Annotated in this window: 14 protein-coding genes; 6 read left to right on the plus strand and 8 right to left on the minus strand. The window is 73.7% G+C overall.

All coding sequences use genetic code 11. The annotated features are described in order from the left end of the window. Positions 1-6 precede the first annotated feature (6 nt). Positions 7-597, plus strand: a complete 591-nt coding sequence (locus AB0C21_RS08560) for a TetR/AcrR family transcriptional regulator (protein WP_500203415.1) — start codon at positions 7-9, stop codon at positions 595-597. Positions 598-720: 123 nt separating this feature from the next. On the opposite strand, the gene AB0C21_RS08565 is transcribed toward AB0C21_RS08560, so the two are convergent. Together AB0C21_RS08565 and AB0C21_RS08570 are read right to left on the minus strand one after the other, a co-directional pair. Next, positions 721-1,887 (minus strand): DUF4185 domain-containing protein, encoded by a 1,167-nt coding sequence (locus AB0C21_RS08565; RefSeq protein WP_500203416.1) that lies wholly within the window; start codon positions 1,885-1,887, stop codon positions 721-723. 366 nt (positions 1,888-2,253) lie between these two features. Further along, the gene (locus AB0C21_RS08570) at positions 2,254-3,261 is read right to left on the minus strand and encodes an ATP-dependent DNA ligase (RefSeq protein ID WP_500203417.1); all 1,008 of its coding nucleotides are present in this window, start codon (positions 3,259-3,261) and stop codon (positions 2,254-2,256) included. A 211-nt stretch (positions 3,262-3,472) separates the two neighbouring features. On the opposite strand from AB0C21_RS08570, the gene AB0C21_RS08575 reads away from it, so the two are divergent. The 5 genes from AB0C21_RS08575 (at position 3,473) to AB0C21_RS08595 (ending at position 7,888) form a co-directional block, all read left to right on the plus strand. Beyond that, entirely contained in the window at positions 3,473-5,563 is a 2,091-nt protein-coding gene (locus AB0C21_RS08575; protein ID WP_500203418.1) for a peptidoglycan recognition protein family protein, read from the plus strand. A 50-nt stretch (positions 5,564-5,613) separates the two neighbouring features. Next, positions 5,614-5,979 (plus strand): MmcQ/YjbR family DNA-binding protein, encoded by a 366-nt coding sequence (locus tag AB0C21_RS08580; RefSeq protein WP_500203419.1) that lies wholly within the window; start codon positions 5,614-5,616, stop codon positions 5,977-5,979. 89 nt (positions 5,980-6,068) lie between these two features. Next, positions 6,069-6,452 carry an SgcJ/EcaC family oxidoreductase gene (locus tag AB0C21_RS08585; RefSeq protein ID WP_149260619.1) on the plus strand — a complete coding sequence of 128 codons (384 nt, stop codon included), beginning with the start codon at positions 6,069-6,071 and terminating at the stop codon, positions 6,450-6,452. A gap of 13 nt (positions 6,453-6,465) precedes the next feature. Further along, positions 6,466-7,401, plus strand: coding sequence for a sigma-70 family RNA polymerase sigma factor (locus tag AB0C21_RS08590; RefSeq protein WP_500203420.1), 936 nt, complete (start codon positions 6,466-6,468; stop codon positions 7,399-7,401). Between the two features lie 58 nt (positions 7,402-7,459). After that, positions 7,460-7,888 carry a DUF6069 family protein gene (locus tag AB0C21_RS08595; RefSeq protein ID WP_500203421.1) on the plus strand — a complete coding sequence of 143 codons (429 nt, stop codon included), beginning with the start codon at positions 7,460-7,462 and terminating at the stop codon, positions 7,886-7,888. A gap of 3 nt (positions 7,889-7,891) precedes the next feature. On the opposite strand, the gene AB0C21_RS08600 is transcribed toward AB0C21_RS08595, so the two are convergent. The 6 genes from AB0C21_RS08600 to AB0C21_RS08625 all read right to left on the minus strand — a co-directional run bounded on the left by AB0C21_RS08600 (position 7,892) and on the right by AB0C21_RS08625 (position 14,036). Next, a complete protein-coding gene (locus AB0C21_RS08600) occupies positions 7,892-8,149 on the minus strand; it encodes a RidA family protein (protein WP_500203422.1) in 258 nt (85 codons plus the stop codon). Positions 8,150-8,177: 28 nt separating this feature from the next. After that, the gene (locus AB0C21_RS08605; RefSeq protein WP_500203423.1) at positions 8,178-9,128 is read right to left on the minus strand and encodes a sugar kinase; all 951 of its coding nucleotides are present in this window, start codon (positions 9,126-9,128) and stop codon (positions 8,178-8,180) included. Positions 9,129-9,212: 84 nt separating this feature from the next. Next, positions 9,213-10,427, minus strand: coding sequence for an alanine racemase (locus AB0C21_RS08610; RefSeq protein ID WP_500203424.1), 1,215 nt, complete (start codon positions 10,425-10,427; stop codon positions 9,213-9,215). After that, on the minus strand, positions 10,424-11,281 hold the full coding sequence (locus AB0C21_RS08615; RefSeq protein WP_500203425.1) for an IclR family transcriptional regulator: 858 nt from the start codon (positions 11,279-11,281) through the stop codon (positions 10,424-10,426). Before AB0C21_RS08615 ends, AB0C21_RS08610 begins: the two co-directional genes overlap by 4 nt. A 23-nt stretch (positions 11,282-11,304) precedes the next feature. After that, the gene (locus tag AB0C21_RS08620) at positions 11,305-12,867 is read right to left on the minus strand and encodes an N-acyl-D-amino-acid deacylase family protein (protein ID WP_500203426.1); all 1,563 of its coding nucleotides are present in this window, start codon (positions 12,865-12,867) and stop codon (positions 11,305-11,307) included. A gap of 188 nt (positions 12,868-13,055) precedes the next feature. Then, positions 13,056-14,036: an adenylate/guanylate cyclase domain-containing protein gene (locus tag AB0C21_RS08625; RefSeq protein ID WP_500203427.1), complete on the minus strand. Its 981-nt coding sequence runs from the start codon at positions 14,034-14,036 to the stop codon at positions 13,056-13,058. Between the last annotated feature and the right edge of the window lie 32 nt (positions 14,037-14,068).

Here is a 14,068-nt window from a genome sequence, read left to right on the forward strand (position 1 = left end):
TGGGCGATGCCTCGAATGGTGGACGGCGAGCAGCGGCGCCGGGACGTGGTGGCCGCGGTGTGGCGGGTGATCCTGCGCGACGGGCTGGACCGGGCCTCGGTGCGCAACGTGGCGAGCGAGGCCGGGCTGTCGATGGGCTCGCTGCGGCACTACTTCGCCACGCAGTCGGAGCTGCTGGCGTTCACCCTGCGCGCGATCATCGAACGGATCCAGCGGCGGATAGCGGCGCTTCCCCCCGAGCCGGACCCGCGCCGCCGCGCCGAGCTGGTGCTGGCCGAGCTGCTGCCGATGGACGAGGAGCGCGCCGTCGAGAACCGGGTCTGGCTGGCCTTCACCGCGCGGGCGATGGTCGATCCGGACCTGGGCGCCTTGCAGAGCGAGGGTTATGCCCTGCTTCGCGAGGGCTGCCGCACCGTCGCGCGCTCCCTGGACGTCCCCGAACCCGCCGTGGAGTACGAGACCGACCGGCTGCACGCCCTCGTCGACGGCCTGGCCGTCCATGCCGCGACCCATCCCGAGGTGACGACCCCGGCGCGGATGCGCGAGATCATCGCCGGCCACCTCGCCGAACTCGCCCGCCGCGCCGAGTCCGGCTGACCGGCCCGTTCCGCGCCGGGGAGCGGCGCGGTCGGCGGCGTCCGCAGGTGGGGAATGTCGAACGGCTGCGCGCCGGTCGCCGGTCGAGGCGGGCGCCGTCCGGGGACGGCGCCCGGTTCCGGCTCAGGAGAGCATGTTGACCTTGTACTGCATGATCCGGTAGTTCGTCGGGTCGTACCACTGGCTGACGATGATGTGGAAGTTGCCGAACGTCGAGCCGGGGACGACGAAGCCGCCGTAGGGGCTGGCGACGAGGTTGGCCGCCTCCGCCCCGGGAGCGGACGGCAGGATCATCGTCTGCTCCAGCGTCCTGGTCAGGTCCGAGGTCGGAAGCGGGAAGACCATCGCCCGGATCGACAGCGGGTTCATGTTCAGCCAGGTGAGGACGTACTTGCCGTCCATGGCGCGGAAGCAGATCTCGCCCCACCTGCGGACGCCGAAGACCGTCGTCGGGGGCGCGCCCCAGCGCCAGCCGCCGTCCGCGTACCCCCAGGGCTCGTACGCGCCCGGGTCTCCGAGCCGCTCCTTGCGCACCCGGTGCAGAAGCATCCCCGAGTCCCGCTCGCGGTTGAAGACGGTCGACAGGACGTAGCAGTACCCGTCGTCCGCCACCGCGTAGGTCTTCTGCTGGAACTGGCCGCCGTGCAGGTCACCGGGCCACTGGCACAGGTACTCCCAGGTCTCGCCGTTGTCGGTGGAGCGCCAGAAGTCGGTGTGGTGGGTGTCGTAGATGACGCCGCGCATGAGGTGCATGTACATGACGCCGTCCACGACGAACGCGTCGGACGGGATCGCCGTGGTGGCCTTGTCGCCGACCGGGTTGTGCGGCTCGTCCACGAGGGCCCTGGCGTGGCCTCCGCCGACGCTCCCGTCGATGCGCAGGTTGTTCACGTCGCCGTTGCCGGAGCGCAGGCCCACCGGGGCGCGCCAGTCGACGGCGGGCTCGCCCGGGTTCGGCACGTGGTCGCCGCCGAAGGTGTCGCCGCAGACGAACAGCATGGTGCCGTCCGGGCACCGCACGGGGATGCCGAGGTCGGTCCACGGCGAGGCGAACGGACCGGTCTCGGCCGGGCCGCTCAGGTTCCGCACCTTGGTCGCGAGGGTCGGGCTGGACGGGTCGCCCGGCCCGCCGGCCGTCCGCACCGCCACCCGCCGCTCGTCCTGGCTGAACCCGGCCCACCCCGCACCGACCGCTCCCGCGCCGAGGGCGACCCCGGCGCCCATCCTCAGGAGCCTGCGGCGGGAGAAACCGCTGGCGGCCGGGTCCTTGCCGTCCGTGGGACGTGTCATCTGCCGATGCCTTTCAGGTCGACTCTCGTGCACTGGAGATGCCCTTGGCGCCGCGGCCCTTGGCGAGGATCGAAGGATCCCGGTCGTCGGCGAGAGGCTCAGAAGAACATCAATGTCTGTTTTACCGCAGGACGGGGAGAGTCGCCAGGGAATCACGGTCGGTGATCCGGTTCGTCCGGCCGCGAGCCGGTCATCCCGGCCGTCGGTCCCGGTGCGTACGATCGCCGGTCATGCTGGGAGTGCACTTCGCGATCACCGACGAGCAGGCCGCCGAGGCCGGCCGCGCGGTCGTCTTCACCGCCACCTGAAGCCGGAGGCGCCGCCGCGCGGCTTCACTTCCCGATCAAGGCTCGGACCGGCTGCCGGTCACTCCAGGTCAAGGCCCTGGGGGACGTCTTCGGGGGTCAGGTCGGGTCTGGGGCGGAGGAAGCGGACGGAGTGGCGCCACCGGCCGTGTTCTACGGCGGCGTCCACGCTGATCTCTGCGACGGCGGTCGGGGTCACGCGGATGTAGTGGATCGGGTCCCTGGTGCTGGGGAGGCCGCCCGCCCAGCCTGCCGGGAGGGGCTCCGGCCAGGGGTGCTCGTCGCCTGCCGGAGTCAGGGCGCCGGTGAGGGCGGTGCGCGCTCGGGGGTTCAGGGGTGTGGTGCGGGCGACCACTCGGAGCGTCCCGGCGGTCGTGTACCTGCCGAGGAGGAGGGTCTGCGGCTGGTCGAGGGCGCCGGTCACCCCGCCGATGATCGCCTCGGTCGTCGTGCGGTGCTTCACCTTCCACCAGCCGCGCCGTCCCTCCTTGTAGGGGTCGGCCGCGGCCTTGACGACCAGGCCTTCGACGCCCTGCGCGACGAGGATCTCGAACCACAGGCGGGCCTCGCCGACGTCGCGGAGCTGCGGGCAGAGGACGACGCGGGACGTGCCGGGCAGGTCGTTCAGGAGGCGCTCCAGCTCGGTGCGGCGGGAGGAGAGCGGCGCGGGGCGGTGGTCCACGCCGCCGGTCTCCAGGACGTCGAACACCACGTAGTGGCAGGGCTCGGTGACGGCGCGGCCGGCGCGGCCGCGGCGCGTGACGTGGCGGCGTTGCAGGGCGGAGAAGTCGAGGCGGCCGTCGGGTCCCCAGCGGACGATCTCCCCGTCCACGACGGTGCCGGGCGGCAGCGCGCCGGAGACGGCCGAGAGCACCTCGGGGAAGGCCTCGTCGAGGCGTTTGAGACGGCGTGACCAGAGTTGGACACCGCCGTCGTCGTCCACGCGGGCGACGCAGCGGAACCCGTCGAACTTGGGTTCGTAGCGGCACCCGCCCGAGCAGGCCCTTTCCTCCGGGATGCGGTCGAGCGCCGTCGCGGCCATGGGGGCGACGGGTCCTCGGATGTGCACCTGCCCTCACCCCCGATCCGGCTCCTGTGCTGGTACCCGCCGGCCGCGCCGCCAGCCGCCCTTTGGCGCGCGTTTGGGCAGGTGATTGCCCGCGTCCGCGCTCCCTTACCGGGGGGTGCCGGAACCACCGGCGGGACGGGCCTGGCAAGCTGTGACGTTCTGGACGGCCGTGACGCTGAATGATCACTGGCTCGGTCTTGGACGGGGAAGAATGCTCAAGCGCACAGTGATCGTGACTTCGGCCGCCACCCTGGCGGTGGCCGGGACGGTGGTCTGGACGGTCTCGTCGTCGTCGACGGCGACGACGGCGTCCGCGACCAAGGCGGGGCCCGGGAAGGTGCACGCCCGCGCCCTCGGCGACATCGCCACCGCGGCGGCCGCGGGGCAGAAGGTCAAGGGCCTGCCCGCCGCCGCGACCGACCCGTTCAGCCTCGTCGGCGTCACGTGGAACAAGCCGCGCGAGGAGCTGAAGGGGACGGTCCGGCTCCGCACGCGGGACGCGAAGACCGGCCGCTGGTCGGGGTGGCGCGCCCTGGAGCCGGAGCTGGCCGACGCGCCCGACCAGGGTGGACGCGGCGGGACGAACGGCCTGTGGGTCGGCCCGTCCAACGGCGTCGACGTGCGCGTGACCGGACAGAAGGGCCGCACGCTGCCGGACGGCCTGCGCGTCGACCTGGTCGACCCGGGCGCGTCGGCGGCGGCGCCGACACCGCGGGCCGCCGGTAAGGCCCGCACCGGGATGAAGCTGGTGGCGGCGACCACGCCCCTCGCCGGGACCGTCACCGCGCCGAAGCCCGCCATCGTGCCGCGGTCCGGGTGGGGCGCGGACGAGTCCCTCGTCAAGGCGCCGCCGGACTACGACACCTCGGTCAAGGCCGCGTTCGTCCACCACACCGACACGGGCAACGGGTACTCCTGCACCGAGTCGGCGTCGGTGATCCGGTCGGTGTACCTGTACCACGTGCAGAGCCAGGGCTGGAACGACATCGGCTACAACTTCCTCGTCGACAAGTGCGGCACGATCTTCGAGGGGCGGGCCGGGGGGACCGACCGCCCCGTCCACGGCGCCCACACCTACGGGTTCAACACCGACACCACCGGCATCGCCGTCCTCGGTACCTACACCGCCGCGGACGACCCCAGCGTTCCGGGCGTCGCGCCCACCAAGGCCGCCCTGGACGGCACCGCGAAGATCGCCGCGTGGAAGCTGGGGCTGACCGGCGTCGACCCCACCGCGAAGACGACCCTGACCTCGGCCGCGCCCAACGGGACGGGCGGCAAGTACCCCTACGGGCAGCAGGTCGAGTTCAACACGATCTCCGGGCACCGCGACGGGTTCGCGACCGCGTGCCCCGGTGCGCAGCTCTACTCCGCGCTCCCCACCGTCCGGACGGCCGCCAAGCAGCTCACCGTCCCGGCGCTGGAAGCCACCGTGACCGGCGCGACGGCCGCCGGGGGCCGCTACTACACCAAGAGCACGGCGACCCTGAACTGGACACCTGCCGATGGCGCGACCTACACGGTCAGCGTGGACGGCGCCACGGCGGCGACGCCGGCGGCCGGGGCCACCTCGGCCACGGTGACCCTCGCGCCGGGCACGCACTCGGTCCAGCTCCACGCGGCCTTCAGCGACGGGACGACCTCGGCGTCCCCCGTCTTCACGGTCGTCGCGGACACGACGCGCCCGGTCATCTCCTCGCAGGCGCTCTCGCTGCGCAAGGGGACGGTCAACAGCGGCGCGTGGCCCGTCACGCTCAGCTGGAAGGCCAGTGACAACGGGCTTCTCAGCTCGCTGAAGGCCACGTCGCCCGCGGCGAAGACGTTCTCCACCACCACGACGTCGTGGGCCGCGGTCTCCAAGCCGGGCACGACCCAGACCTGGACGCTGGCCGCCACGGACGCCGCGGGCAACACCGGCACCTCCAGCCTGAGCCGCTACACCGGCGGCCAGACCGAGGGCGCCGCGCGCCGCACCGGCACCTGGGGCGTCAGCACGACCAAGTACTACCTGGGCGGACGCGGCATGTACAGCAAGTACCGCGGCGCGAGCGCGAGCTGGACGTTCACCGGTCGCACCGCGGGCCTGATCTTCAAGCGCGCCTCCTACCTCGGCGCCGTGTACGTCTACGTGGACGGCGTCAAGATCGGCACGCTGGACACCCGGGCGTCGACCACGGCCTACCGCCAGCTGCTGTGGACGCGCACCTGGAGCAGCAGCGGCACGCACACCATCAAGATCGTCGTCGCGGGCACCTCGGGCCGCCCCATGGTCGGCATCGACGGCCTCGTCTACCTCCGCTGAGATAGGGAGGCACCGGGCCCGGGCTCTGGCCCGGGCCTAGAGTGGCTCGGGTGGACGACGGCTCGTGGCGTGATCGGGTGATCGCGGAGTGCCTGGGGAAACCGGGTGCGGTGGAGGAGTATCCGTTCGGCGACGAGGTGGCCGTGTTCAAGGTCGCCGGACGGATGTTCGCTTTGGTGCCGCTGGGCGCGTCGCCGCCGAGCGTCAGCCTCAAGTGCGATCCCGACCTGGCCGAGGAGCTCCGCGCCCGGCACGCCGCGGTCACGCCCGGCTACCACCTCAACAAGCGGCACTGGAACACGGTCGTCCTCGACGGCTCGGTGCCGGACGAGGAGGTGTGGGAGCTGGTCGACCACTCCTACGACCTCGTGGTCGCCAAGCTCACCCGCGCCCAGCGCGACGCCCTCAAATCCTGACCGCCGGATTTCCCGCGCCGGAGCGATGAATCGGCGAGGTCCCCGCGGTACACACCTCGACCGATCCGGTTCGAGAAGGGACTGAGGCGATGAACAGCAGCGAGACGGCCGTCCGCGAGGTGCTCGGGCGGCTTTACGAGGCGTGGGGCGACGGCGACGCGGACGCCTTCGCCGACCTCTACGTCGACGACGCGACCGTGGTGATGCCCGGCGTGTTCCACCAGGGCCGCGCTGCGGTGCGCGACTACATGGCCGCCGCGTTCGACGGGCCGCTCAAGGGCTCCCGGGCCGTGGACGAGCCGCAGGACGTCCGCGTGCACGGCGACACCGCCATCATCGTCAGCAGGGCGGGCATCGTCATGGCGGGGGAGCAGGAGTACCCGCCCGAGCGCGAGCGGCTCGCCACCTGGGTGCTGTCGCGGCGGGACGGGCGGTGGCTCGTCTCCGCCTACGCCAACGCGCCCGCCCGCTGACCGGAGGCCCGCCATGGACGAGGAACTCGACTCCTACCGGCGCGAGCTCCTGGTGCACTGCTACCGGATGGTGGGCTCGGTCCATGAGGCGGAGGACCTCGTCCAGGAGACGATGCTGCGCGCGTGGCGGGCCCGGGACCGCTACGAGCCGCGCCTGGCGTCCGTCCGCACCTGGCTCTACAGCATCGCGACGAACGTGTGCCTGACGGCGCTGCGGGGGCGGGCCCGGCGCCCGCTCCCGTCCGGGCTCGGCGGGCCGAGCGACGACCCGGACGCGCCGCTGGCCCCGGCGCTGGAAGTGCCCTGGCTTCAGCCGTTCCCGGACGCGCTGCTGGACGACCCGGCGGCGCGCGTCGTGCGGCGCGGCAGCCTGCGGCTGGCGCTGGTGGCCGCGATGCAGGCGCTGCCGCCCCGCCAGCGGGCCGTGCTCATCCTGCGGGACGTCCTGGAGTTCAGCGCGGCCGAGGCGGCGGAGCTGCTGGAGACGTCCCCGGCGGCGGTGAACAGCGCCCTGCAGCGGGCCCGCGCGGGGCTGTCGGGCGTCGCCGCCGAGGAGGAGATCGCCGAGCCGGACGACGCGGCGGTCGGCGCCGTCCTGGACCGGTACGTGAGGTCGTTCGAGGCGGCCGACGTCGACGGCCTGGTGGCGCTGCTGACCGACGACGCCGTGCTGGAGATGCCGCCCGTGCCGCTCTGGTACCGGGGGCGGCGCGACTACGGGCGGTTCATGGCCCGGCTGTTCGCGATGCGCGGCGGCGGCTGGCGGACGGCGCGGACGTCCGCCAACCGCCAGCCGGCCCTCGCCGCGTACCACCTGTCGGAAGGCGCGTACCGGCTGCACACGCTGCAGGTCTTCACCGTGACCCCGAAGGGCGTCGCGCGCAACGTCGTCTTCCAGGACGCCCGGGTGTTCGCCGCCTTCGATCTGCCGGAGATTTTCGGCGGATGATGTCGATCCCGGCGGCGCCGGTTCGACCTCCTTTCAGAAGCCCTGAAAGGAGCACACCATGGACATCACCCAGACGATCACCAGCGGCCACCGCCCGATCTGGCTGACCGGGGCCGCCGCGGCGCTGGCGGGATCCGTCGCCACCGAGCTGTACGGCCTGGTCGCCCGCGCGGCCGGGATCCCGATGGAGGCCGGGAGCATCGGCGCGGACACCCCCGATCCGGTCACGGTGGGCATGTTCGCGATGGGGACGGTCATGTCCACGTTCTGGGGGACGATCCTCGCGATGCTCCTCGCGCGGTTCGCCAAGAACCCGTCCCGGACGTTCGTGCGGGCGGCCGTCGCGCTGACGGTCCTGTCGTTCACGACGCCCGTCGCCGCGGGCGCCACGGCCGCCTCGACGAAGGTGATGCTGTGCGCCGCGCACGTCCTGGCCGCGGCGATCATCATCCCGGTGCTCGCCCGCCGCCTCTCCGCGGACCGCTGACCGTCACGGTCCGGGCGCGGTGGTGGGCGGCGCCGATCGTGATGGACGAGACGCCGCGGGAGAGGATCCGCGCGGCGTCGGCGCCGCGCAGATCCTCCACCATGGCGGAGAGGGACGAGTCCACGAGCCGACGATCTCGCCGGTCTTCGGGTCGAGCGGCCCCATCCCGGACGTGTACACGAAGTCGCCGACCACGAGGCCCTGCGAGTAGGTGCCGACGGGCGGGGCGGAGTCCGCACTGCGAAGTTCGCGCTTGCTCATTCCTGTCTCCTTGTCGGGTGACGCCGCTTCAGCGAGTGACGTCGTCTTCCGCGGCCTTCAACAGTTCCAGGTCGGCGCGGCTGGGCAGGCCCTCCCAGTCGCCGCGGACGGTGACCGCGTACGCGCCCGCGGCCGTGGCGGTGGCCAGGCGGGCGGCGACGGGCAGGCCGCGGACGAACTCGGCGAGGTAGCCGGCGGCGAACGCGTCCCCGGCCCCGACCGGGTCCACGACCGGCACCCGGTGGGCGGGCTGGACGTGCAGCCGCCCCTCGCAGAACGCGACCACGCCCACGGCGCCCCGCTTGACGAGGACGTCGCGGGGCCCCAGCGCGGCCAGGGCGGTGGCGAGCGCGGCCGGGTCGTCGCCGGGGGCGACGAGGCGGGCCTCCCGCTCGGTGGCGAACACCAGGTCGGCGCGCTTGACCAGGGTGTGCAGGCATTCGCCGGCCTCGGCGGGCGCCCACAGCGCCGCCCGGTAGTTGAGGTCGAGGGAGACGGGGACGCCGGCGTCCCGCGCGGTCTCGACGGCCTCGTCCAGCGCCTGGCGGGCGGTGTCGCTGATCGCGGCGGTGATGCCGGTGACGTGCAGGACGCGCGCGCTGCGGATCAGGTCGTGCGGGACGTCGGACGGGTGCAGCCGGGAGCCCGCGCTGCCCGTCCGGTAGTACTGGACGCGGGTGAGCGTGCCCGAGCGGCGCTCCTTGAACAGCAGTGCGGTCGGCGCGGTGCCGTCCACCACCGTGTGGCCGAGCCGGACGCCCTCACCGGCGAGCGCGGTGGTGATGAGCCGACCGAACTCGTCGTCGCCGACGCGGCCGAACCAGGCCGCGCTGCCGCCGAGCCGGGACAGCCCGATCGCCGTGTTCGACTCGGCGCCGCCGATGCCGAGGTCGAGCGAGCGGGCGTGCCGCATCGGCCCGACGACGGGGTTCTCCAGCCGCGCCATGGTCTCGCCGAACGTGACGAGGTCGACGCTCATCGGGCCGCCCCGTCCGGGGCGCGCTCGGGCCGGGCCGCCGAGGCGAGCAGGCCCCGCCAGGCGGGGGATCATGGGGCTCCCTTCTCAGAAGTACGTGCGGATCAGGTCGACCACCGTGTGGTCGTCGTCCACGACGGGGACGACCTGCCATTTGTCGAAGGCCGTGCACGGGTGGGAGATGCCGAAGCAGATCAGGTCCCCGGGGTGCGGGGAGGCGTCCCCGGTCGCGACGTAGGCGTGGTGGTCGTTGGTGTCGGTGACGCGCATGCCGTGCGCGGGGGCCGTCGTCCCGTCCGCCTTGCGGATCCGGAGCGGGACGGGCAGGCCCGCGTCGTAGGGGGCCTCCCGCTTGCCCATCCCGACTATCGCGAGGCCGGGCTCCGGGACGGACGTGACCTGCGCCCAGATCTCCAGCGCGGCGTCCAGCGAGCCGGGGACGCGGTTGAACGGCGTCCGCTCGGTGTAGATGCCGTCGTCGTGGGAGACGTAGGCGCCGCTGCGCAGGACCGCGGTGAGGTCGTGGCCGGGCAGCCAGTCGCCCGCGAGCTTCTCGGCGACCTGGTCGAAGTAGGCGCTGCCTCCGGCGGTGACGACGACGTCGCGGGGGAGCAGCGGGGACAGCTCGACGGTCGCGTCGCGCAGCGCCCCGAGGTAGGCGCCGGCGGACGCGACGTCCGGCAGCCCGCCCTCGTACCCGGCGACACCGGCGAGCTCGGTGCCGGGCGCGTCGGCGACGGCGCGGGCGACGGCGGCCAGTTCCTCCACGGTGCGGCAGCCGGTCCGGCCGTTGGGATGGCCGAGCTCGACCAGCACCCGGAACGGGCGCTCCCCCGCCGCCGCTGAGATCGCGGCGACGCCCTCGGCGGAGTCGGCGTACAGCAGGAACTCCATGCCGCGGTCGACCTCGCCGCCGAGCCAGCGCAGCGCGGTCGGGTCGAGCAGCTCGTTGGCCAGCAGGATGCGCGGGACGCCGAACATCCGGTAGGCGAGCACCTGGTTGGCGGTCGCGGCGGTGATGCCCCAGGCGCCCGCGTCGAGCTGGGCCTGGAACAGCGACGGGGCCATGGACGTCTTGCCGTGCGGCGCGAACGCGAGCCCGTGCTCCCGGCAGAACGCGGCGAGCGCGTCGATGTTGTGCTCCAGCGCCGACTGCCGCGCCACCATGACCGGCCAGGTGAACGGTCCGCCGAACAGCGGGTGCCGGGCGGCGGCGAACTCCTCCAGGGGGACGGGCGGACCGGGCACCCAGAGGCCCTTGGTCCGCCAGTCGACGTGCTCGCCGGGAATGGTGAGGCTCACGGCTGGTTCCCTTCCTGCCTGTCGTGCGGGGACGTGTCGGGGCGAGGTCGGTCGGGACGGCGGCGGGACGGCCGGGGCGAGCCGAGCACCCGGGAGATCTCCAGCCCCGTCCGCTCGACCATCGGTCCGACCTCCCTCACCCGCGCCGGCGTCATCCGGGACGTCAGCCCGGACACGCTGAGCGCCCCCACCGCCCGGTCGGTGTGATCGAAGATCGGCGCGGCGACGCAGCGGACCTCGGGCTCGTTCTCCCGGTCGTCGACGGCGTACCCGGACAGGCGTACCCGCTCCAGCTCGGCGGCCAGCCGCGCCGGGTCGGTGATCGTCCGCTCGGTGCGCGCCGGCATCCCGGCCGCGACGACCGCCTGGAATTCGTCGTCGCCGAGCCAGGCGAGGATGGCCTTCCCGACGGCCGTCCGGTAGGCGGGCATCCGCATCCCGACGCGGGACGCCATCCGGACGTTGTGCTCGTTCTCCACCTTGTCGATGTAGACGACGTCGGGCGCCTCGTAGACGACGAGGTGGCACGTCTCCCCCACGACGTGCTGGAGGCGGCGCAGCGGGTCGGCGGCGACCGACCGCATGTCCAGCGTCGACAGGTACGCCTGGCCGAGCCGCAGCGCGCCGTGCCCGAGCCGGAACCAGCCGGTCTCGCGGTCGCGGGTGAGCAGGTCGCCGTCGATGAGCGGCTGCGCGAGCCGCAGCACGGTGCTCTTGCTGATGCCGAGGTCGTCGGCGATGCGGGTCAGCGACACCCCGCGCGCGTCGGCGTGGTCGCGGACGTGGTCGAGAACGGCCAGCGCCCGCCGCAGCGACGACGACTGGTTCCGCGGTTTCGCCTGTTCGCTCGTCATGCGGTGCTCCCCGGCAGATGAGGTCAGGCGGGCGTGAGGGCCCGTCCCGGCGGTGTCCCGGTGTCGGCGAGGACGCCTCCGGACAGGACGGGGACGCCGTTGACGACGACGTGCTCGACGCCTTCGGCGGGCACCCGGGGTCTTTCGTAGGTGGCGCGGTCGGTGACGGCGGCCGGGTCGAGGACGGCGAGGTCCGCTGCGTGCCCGGTCTGCACGCGGCCCCGGTCGGCGAGCCGGAACCGGTCGGCGGCGCGCCCGGCCAGGTGGACGGCGGCCTGCTCCCACGTCCAGTCGCCGAGCTCGCGGACGTGCCGCCCGAGCATCCGGGCGAACGCGCCCCGCCCGCGCGGATGCGGGTGCCCGCCCTGGTATATGGCATCGGAGCCGGTCGTCTGGGCGGGGTGCCGCAGCAGCGCCCGCACCGACTCCTCGCTGTTGGTCGGCGGCTGCCCGAACACGCAGCCCGCCTCCAGCCGCGTCGCGACGAGCAGGTCGCAGCAGAACGCTCCGGGCGCGGACCCGGCCCGCTCCGCCGCGTCCGGCAGGCTCATGCCCTCCGCCCACCGGTACTCGTCGGCCGGGACGTGCGAGAGCGTGATGCGGGGCCACACCTCGGGGCGGTGCGCGAACCAGTCGCGCTCCAGCCGCTCCCGGACGGCCGGGTCGGCGAGCGCCTCCAGCGTGGCGTCCAGATCGGCGATGGGGAGCCGGCCCGGCAGCGTGACGAGCGTCAGCGTGCTGGATCCCCGCAGGTAGGGGTAGCTGTCGAAGGTCAGGTCGATGCCCTCGGCGCGCGCGCCGTCCACGAGCGCGACCAGCTCGTCGCCGGGGCCGTGGTAGTGCGAGACGTGCGGGGCGACGCCGCCCGCCCGCGCGATCTCCAGGACCTCCGCCATCGCCGCCGCGGCGGCGGACTCGTACCCGCGCATGTGCGTGACGTAGGGGAGCCCGGCCGCGCCGACCGGCGCGCACAGCGCCGCGATCTCGGCGGCCTCGGCGTAGGCGCCTGGCACGTACTCCAGCCCGGTGGACAGCCCGGCCGCCCCCTCGGAGAGCCCGCGCTCGACGAGTGCCCGCATCGCCGCCAGCTCGCCCGGCTCCGGGGCCCGCCGCGCGGTCCCCATGACGCCGTGCCGGATCGTCCCGTGCGGCAGCAGGTAGGCGGTGTTGAGCGGGGTGCGCCGGTCGTAGGCGGTGAGCAGTTCCGCGACGGTGACCGGCCCGTCGCCCAGCCCGGGGTGCGCGCCGTTGACCGGCGCGAAGTAGCGGGTCACGTAGCGGAGCGTCTCGGCGCCGGCGGGCGCGTAGGAGACCCCGTCCTGGCCGAGGACGAACGTGGTGACGCCCTGCCGCAGCGCGGCGAGTTGGACGTCGGGGTCGAACACGGCCGCGTCGCCGTGGACGTGGGTGTCGATGAAGCCCGGCATGACGTACCGGCCGGTCGCGTCGATCTCGGCGGCCGCCCGCGCGCCGGCGAGGGCGCCGACCGCGGCGATCCGCCCGGCGGTGACGGCGACGTCCGCGCGGCGCCCGGGGGCCCCGGTGCCGTCCAGCACCGTCCCCCCGCGAACCAGCAGATCGTACATTGGACCTCATTCACCCCAACGAGCCTGTAATCAGACTTCGGTGCCGGTAGTCGTGGAGGCTATGGGGCGCACCAAGCGCGGCACCAGATTTGCAACACATGATTTTGCATTGCAAAACCATCGCTTGACCTGCGACGTTGCCCGGCGCCGGAGGGATCGGCGGCGGTGCGGGGGAGGTCGGGGGGCGTCTAGGCCTTGGGGCGGCGCAGCAGATACGGCCGTACGCGGCCCAGGCCCTGGAGCGGGCGCGGACGCAGGCCGGAGGTCTCGAAGGGGCCGGACGGCAGCGCCGAGACCAGGCCCGCGTCGGCCAGGACCGTCCCCGGGTAGGCGGTGGACGTCAGGCGCGCGGCCATGTTGACGGGCGTGCCGAACACGTCGCCCAACCGCTGGATGACCTCGCCGTAGGCCAGGCCGACGCGGACCTTCGGGAAGTCGGGGTCCTCGTTGAACCGCTCCGCGACGCGCAGCCCGATCTCCGCGGCGGCGTCGGCGGCGGGCGCGACGAACAGGACCTCGTCGCCGAGCGTCTTCACCACGCGGCCCCCGCACTCGGCGACGATGTGCGTGACCGACCACTCGAAGCGCTCGACGAACCCGGCGAGGGCCTCGCCGTCGAGGCGGCGGCTCAACCGGGTGAACGACACGACGTCGGCGAACCCGACCGCGAGGAGCGCGAGGCCCGCGGCGGGGTCGGCCTCCGCCCTGGCGGTGGACGCGGCGGCGCGCATCCCGGCGGCGGCGAGCTGGCGGCGCCAGCCGTGCAGCAGCAGCCGCTCGAACGAGGGCCGCAGCTCCTCGGTGGCGGCCAGGGCGGCGGTGACCAGGTCGGACGTCACCGGCTCGTCGGACGGCAGGGCGCTCAGGCGCTGGAGCCACACGTCGCCGAGCCAGCTCGCGAGCCGCCCCATCGTCTGGCCGACGGCGCGGACGAGCTGGAGCACCGTCTCCTCGTCCACCAGCTCGTGGGCCAGGACCTCGCGGATCTCCTGGAGCGCGGTCACGTCGCCGTCGGTGAAGGCGACCTCGTCGTCCGGCGGAACCGGGAAGCCGAGCGCCTGCCAGATGCGGCGCGCGAAGTCGTCCGAGACTCCGGCCCGGGCCTCGACCTCACTGCGCGTGTAGCGCAGGGGGCCGCCGAGGAGCGTCTCCTCGATGTCGTCCGCCATGCGGCAACCCTATGTGCCATCGATCGGTGTAA

The sequence above is a fragment of the Spirillospora sp. NPDC049024 genome (assembly GCF_040649235.1).
GTDB lineage: Bacteria > Actinomycetota > Actinomycetes > Streptosporangiales > Streptosporangiaceae > Spirillospora.

Excerpts from the sequence above, each read along its gene's own strand:
- AB0C21_RS08585 (WP_149260619.1), top strand. The coding sequence starts at position 6,069 with ATGAACAGCAGCGAGACGGCCGTCCGCGAGGTGCTCGGGCGGCTTTAC.
- AB0C21_RS08575 (WP_500203418.1), top strand. The coding sequence starts at position 3,473 with ATGCTCAAGCGCACAGTGATCGTGACTTCGGCCGCCACCCTGGCGGTG.
- AB0C21_RS08605 (WP_500203423.1), bottom strand. The coding sequence starts at position 9,128 with ATGAGCGTCGACCTCGTCACGTTCGGCGAGACCATGGCGCGGCTGGAG.
- AB0C21_RS08565 (WP_500203416.1), bottom strand. The coding sequence starts at position 1,887 with ATGACACGTCCCACGGACGGCAAGGACCCGGCCGCCAGCGGTTTCTCC.
- AB0C21_RS08615 (WP_500203425.1), bottom strand. The coding sequence starts at position 11,281 with ATGACGAGCGAACAGGCGAAACCGCGGAACCAGTCGTCGTCGCTGCGG.
- AB0C21_RS08600 (WP_500203422.1), bottom strand. The coding sequence starts at position 8,149 with ATGAGCAAGCGCGAACTTCGCAGTGCGGACTCCGCCCCGCCCGTCGGC.
- AB0C21_RS08620 (WP_500203426.1), bottom strand. The coding sequence starts at position 12,867 with ATGTACGATCTGCTGGTTCGCGGGGGGACGGTGCTGGACGGCACCGGG.
- AB0C21_RS08560 (WP_500203415.1), top strand. The coding sequence starts at position 7 with ATGCCTCGAATGGTGGACGGCGAGCAGCGGCGCCGGGACGTGGTGGCC.
- AB0C21_RS08590 (WP_500203420.1), top strand. The coding sequence starts at position 6,466 with ATGGACGAGGAACTCGACTCCTACCGGCGCGAGCTCCTGGTGCACTGC.
- AB0C21_RS08595 (WP_500203421.1), top strand. The coding sequence starts at position 7,460 with ATGGACATCACCCAGACGATCACCAGCGGCCACCGCCCGATCTGGCTG.
- AB0C21_RS08625 (WP_500203427.1), bottom strand. The coding sequence starts at position 14,036 with ATGGCGGACGACATCGAGGAGACGCTCCTCGGCGGCCCCCTGCGCTAC.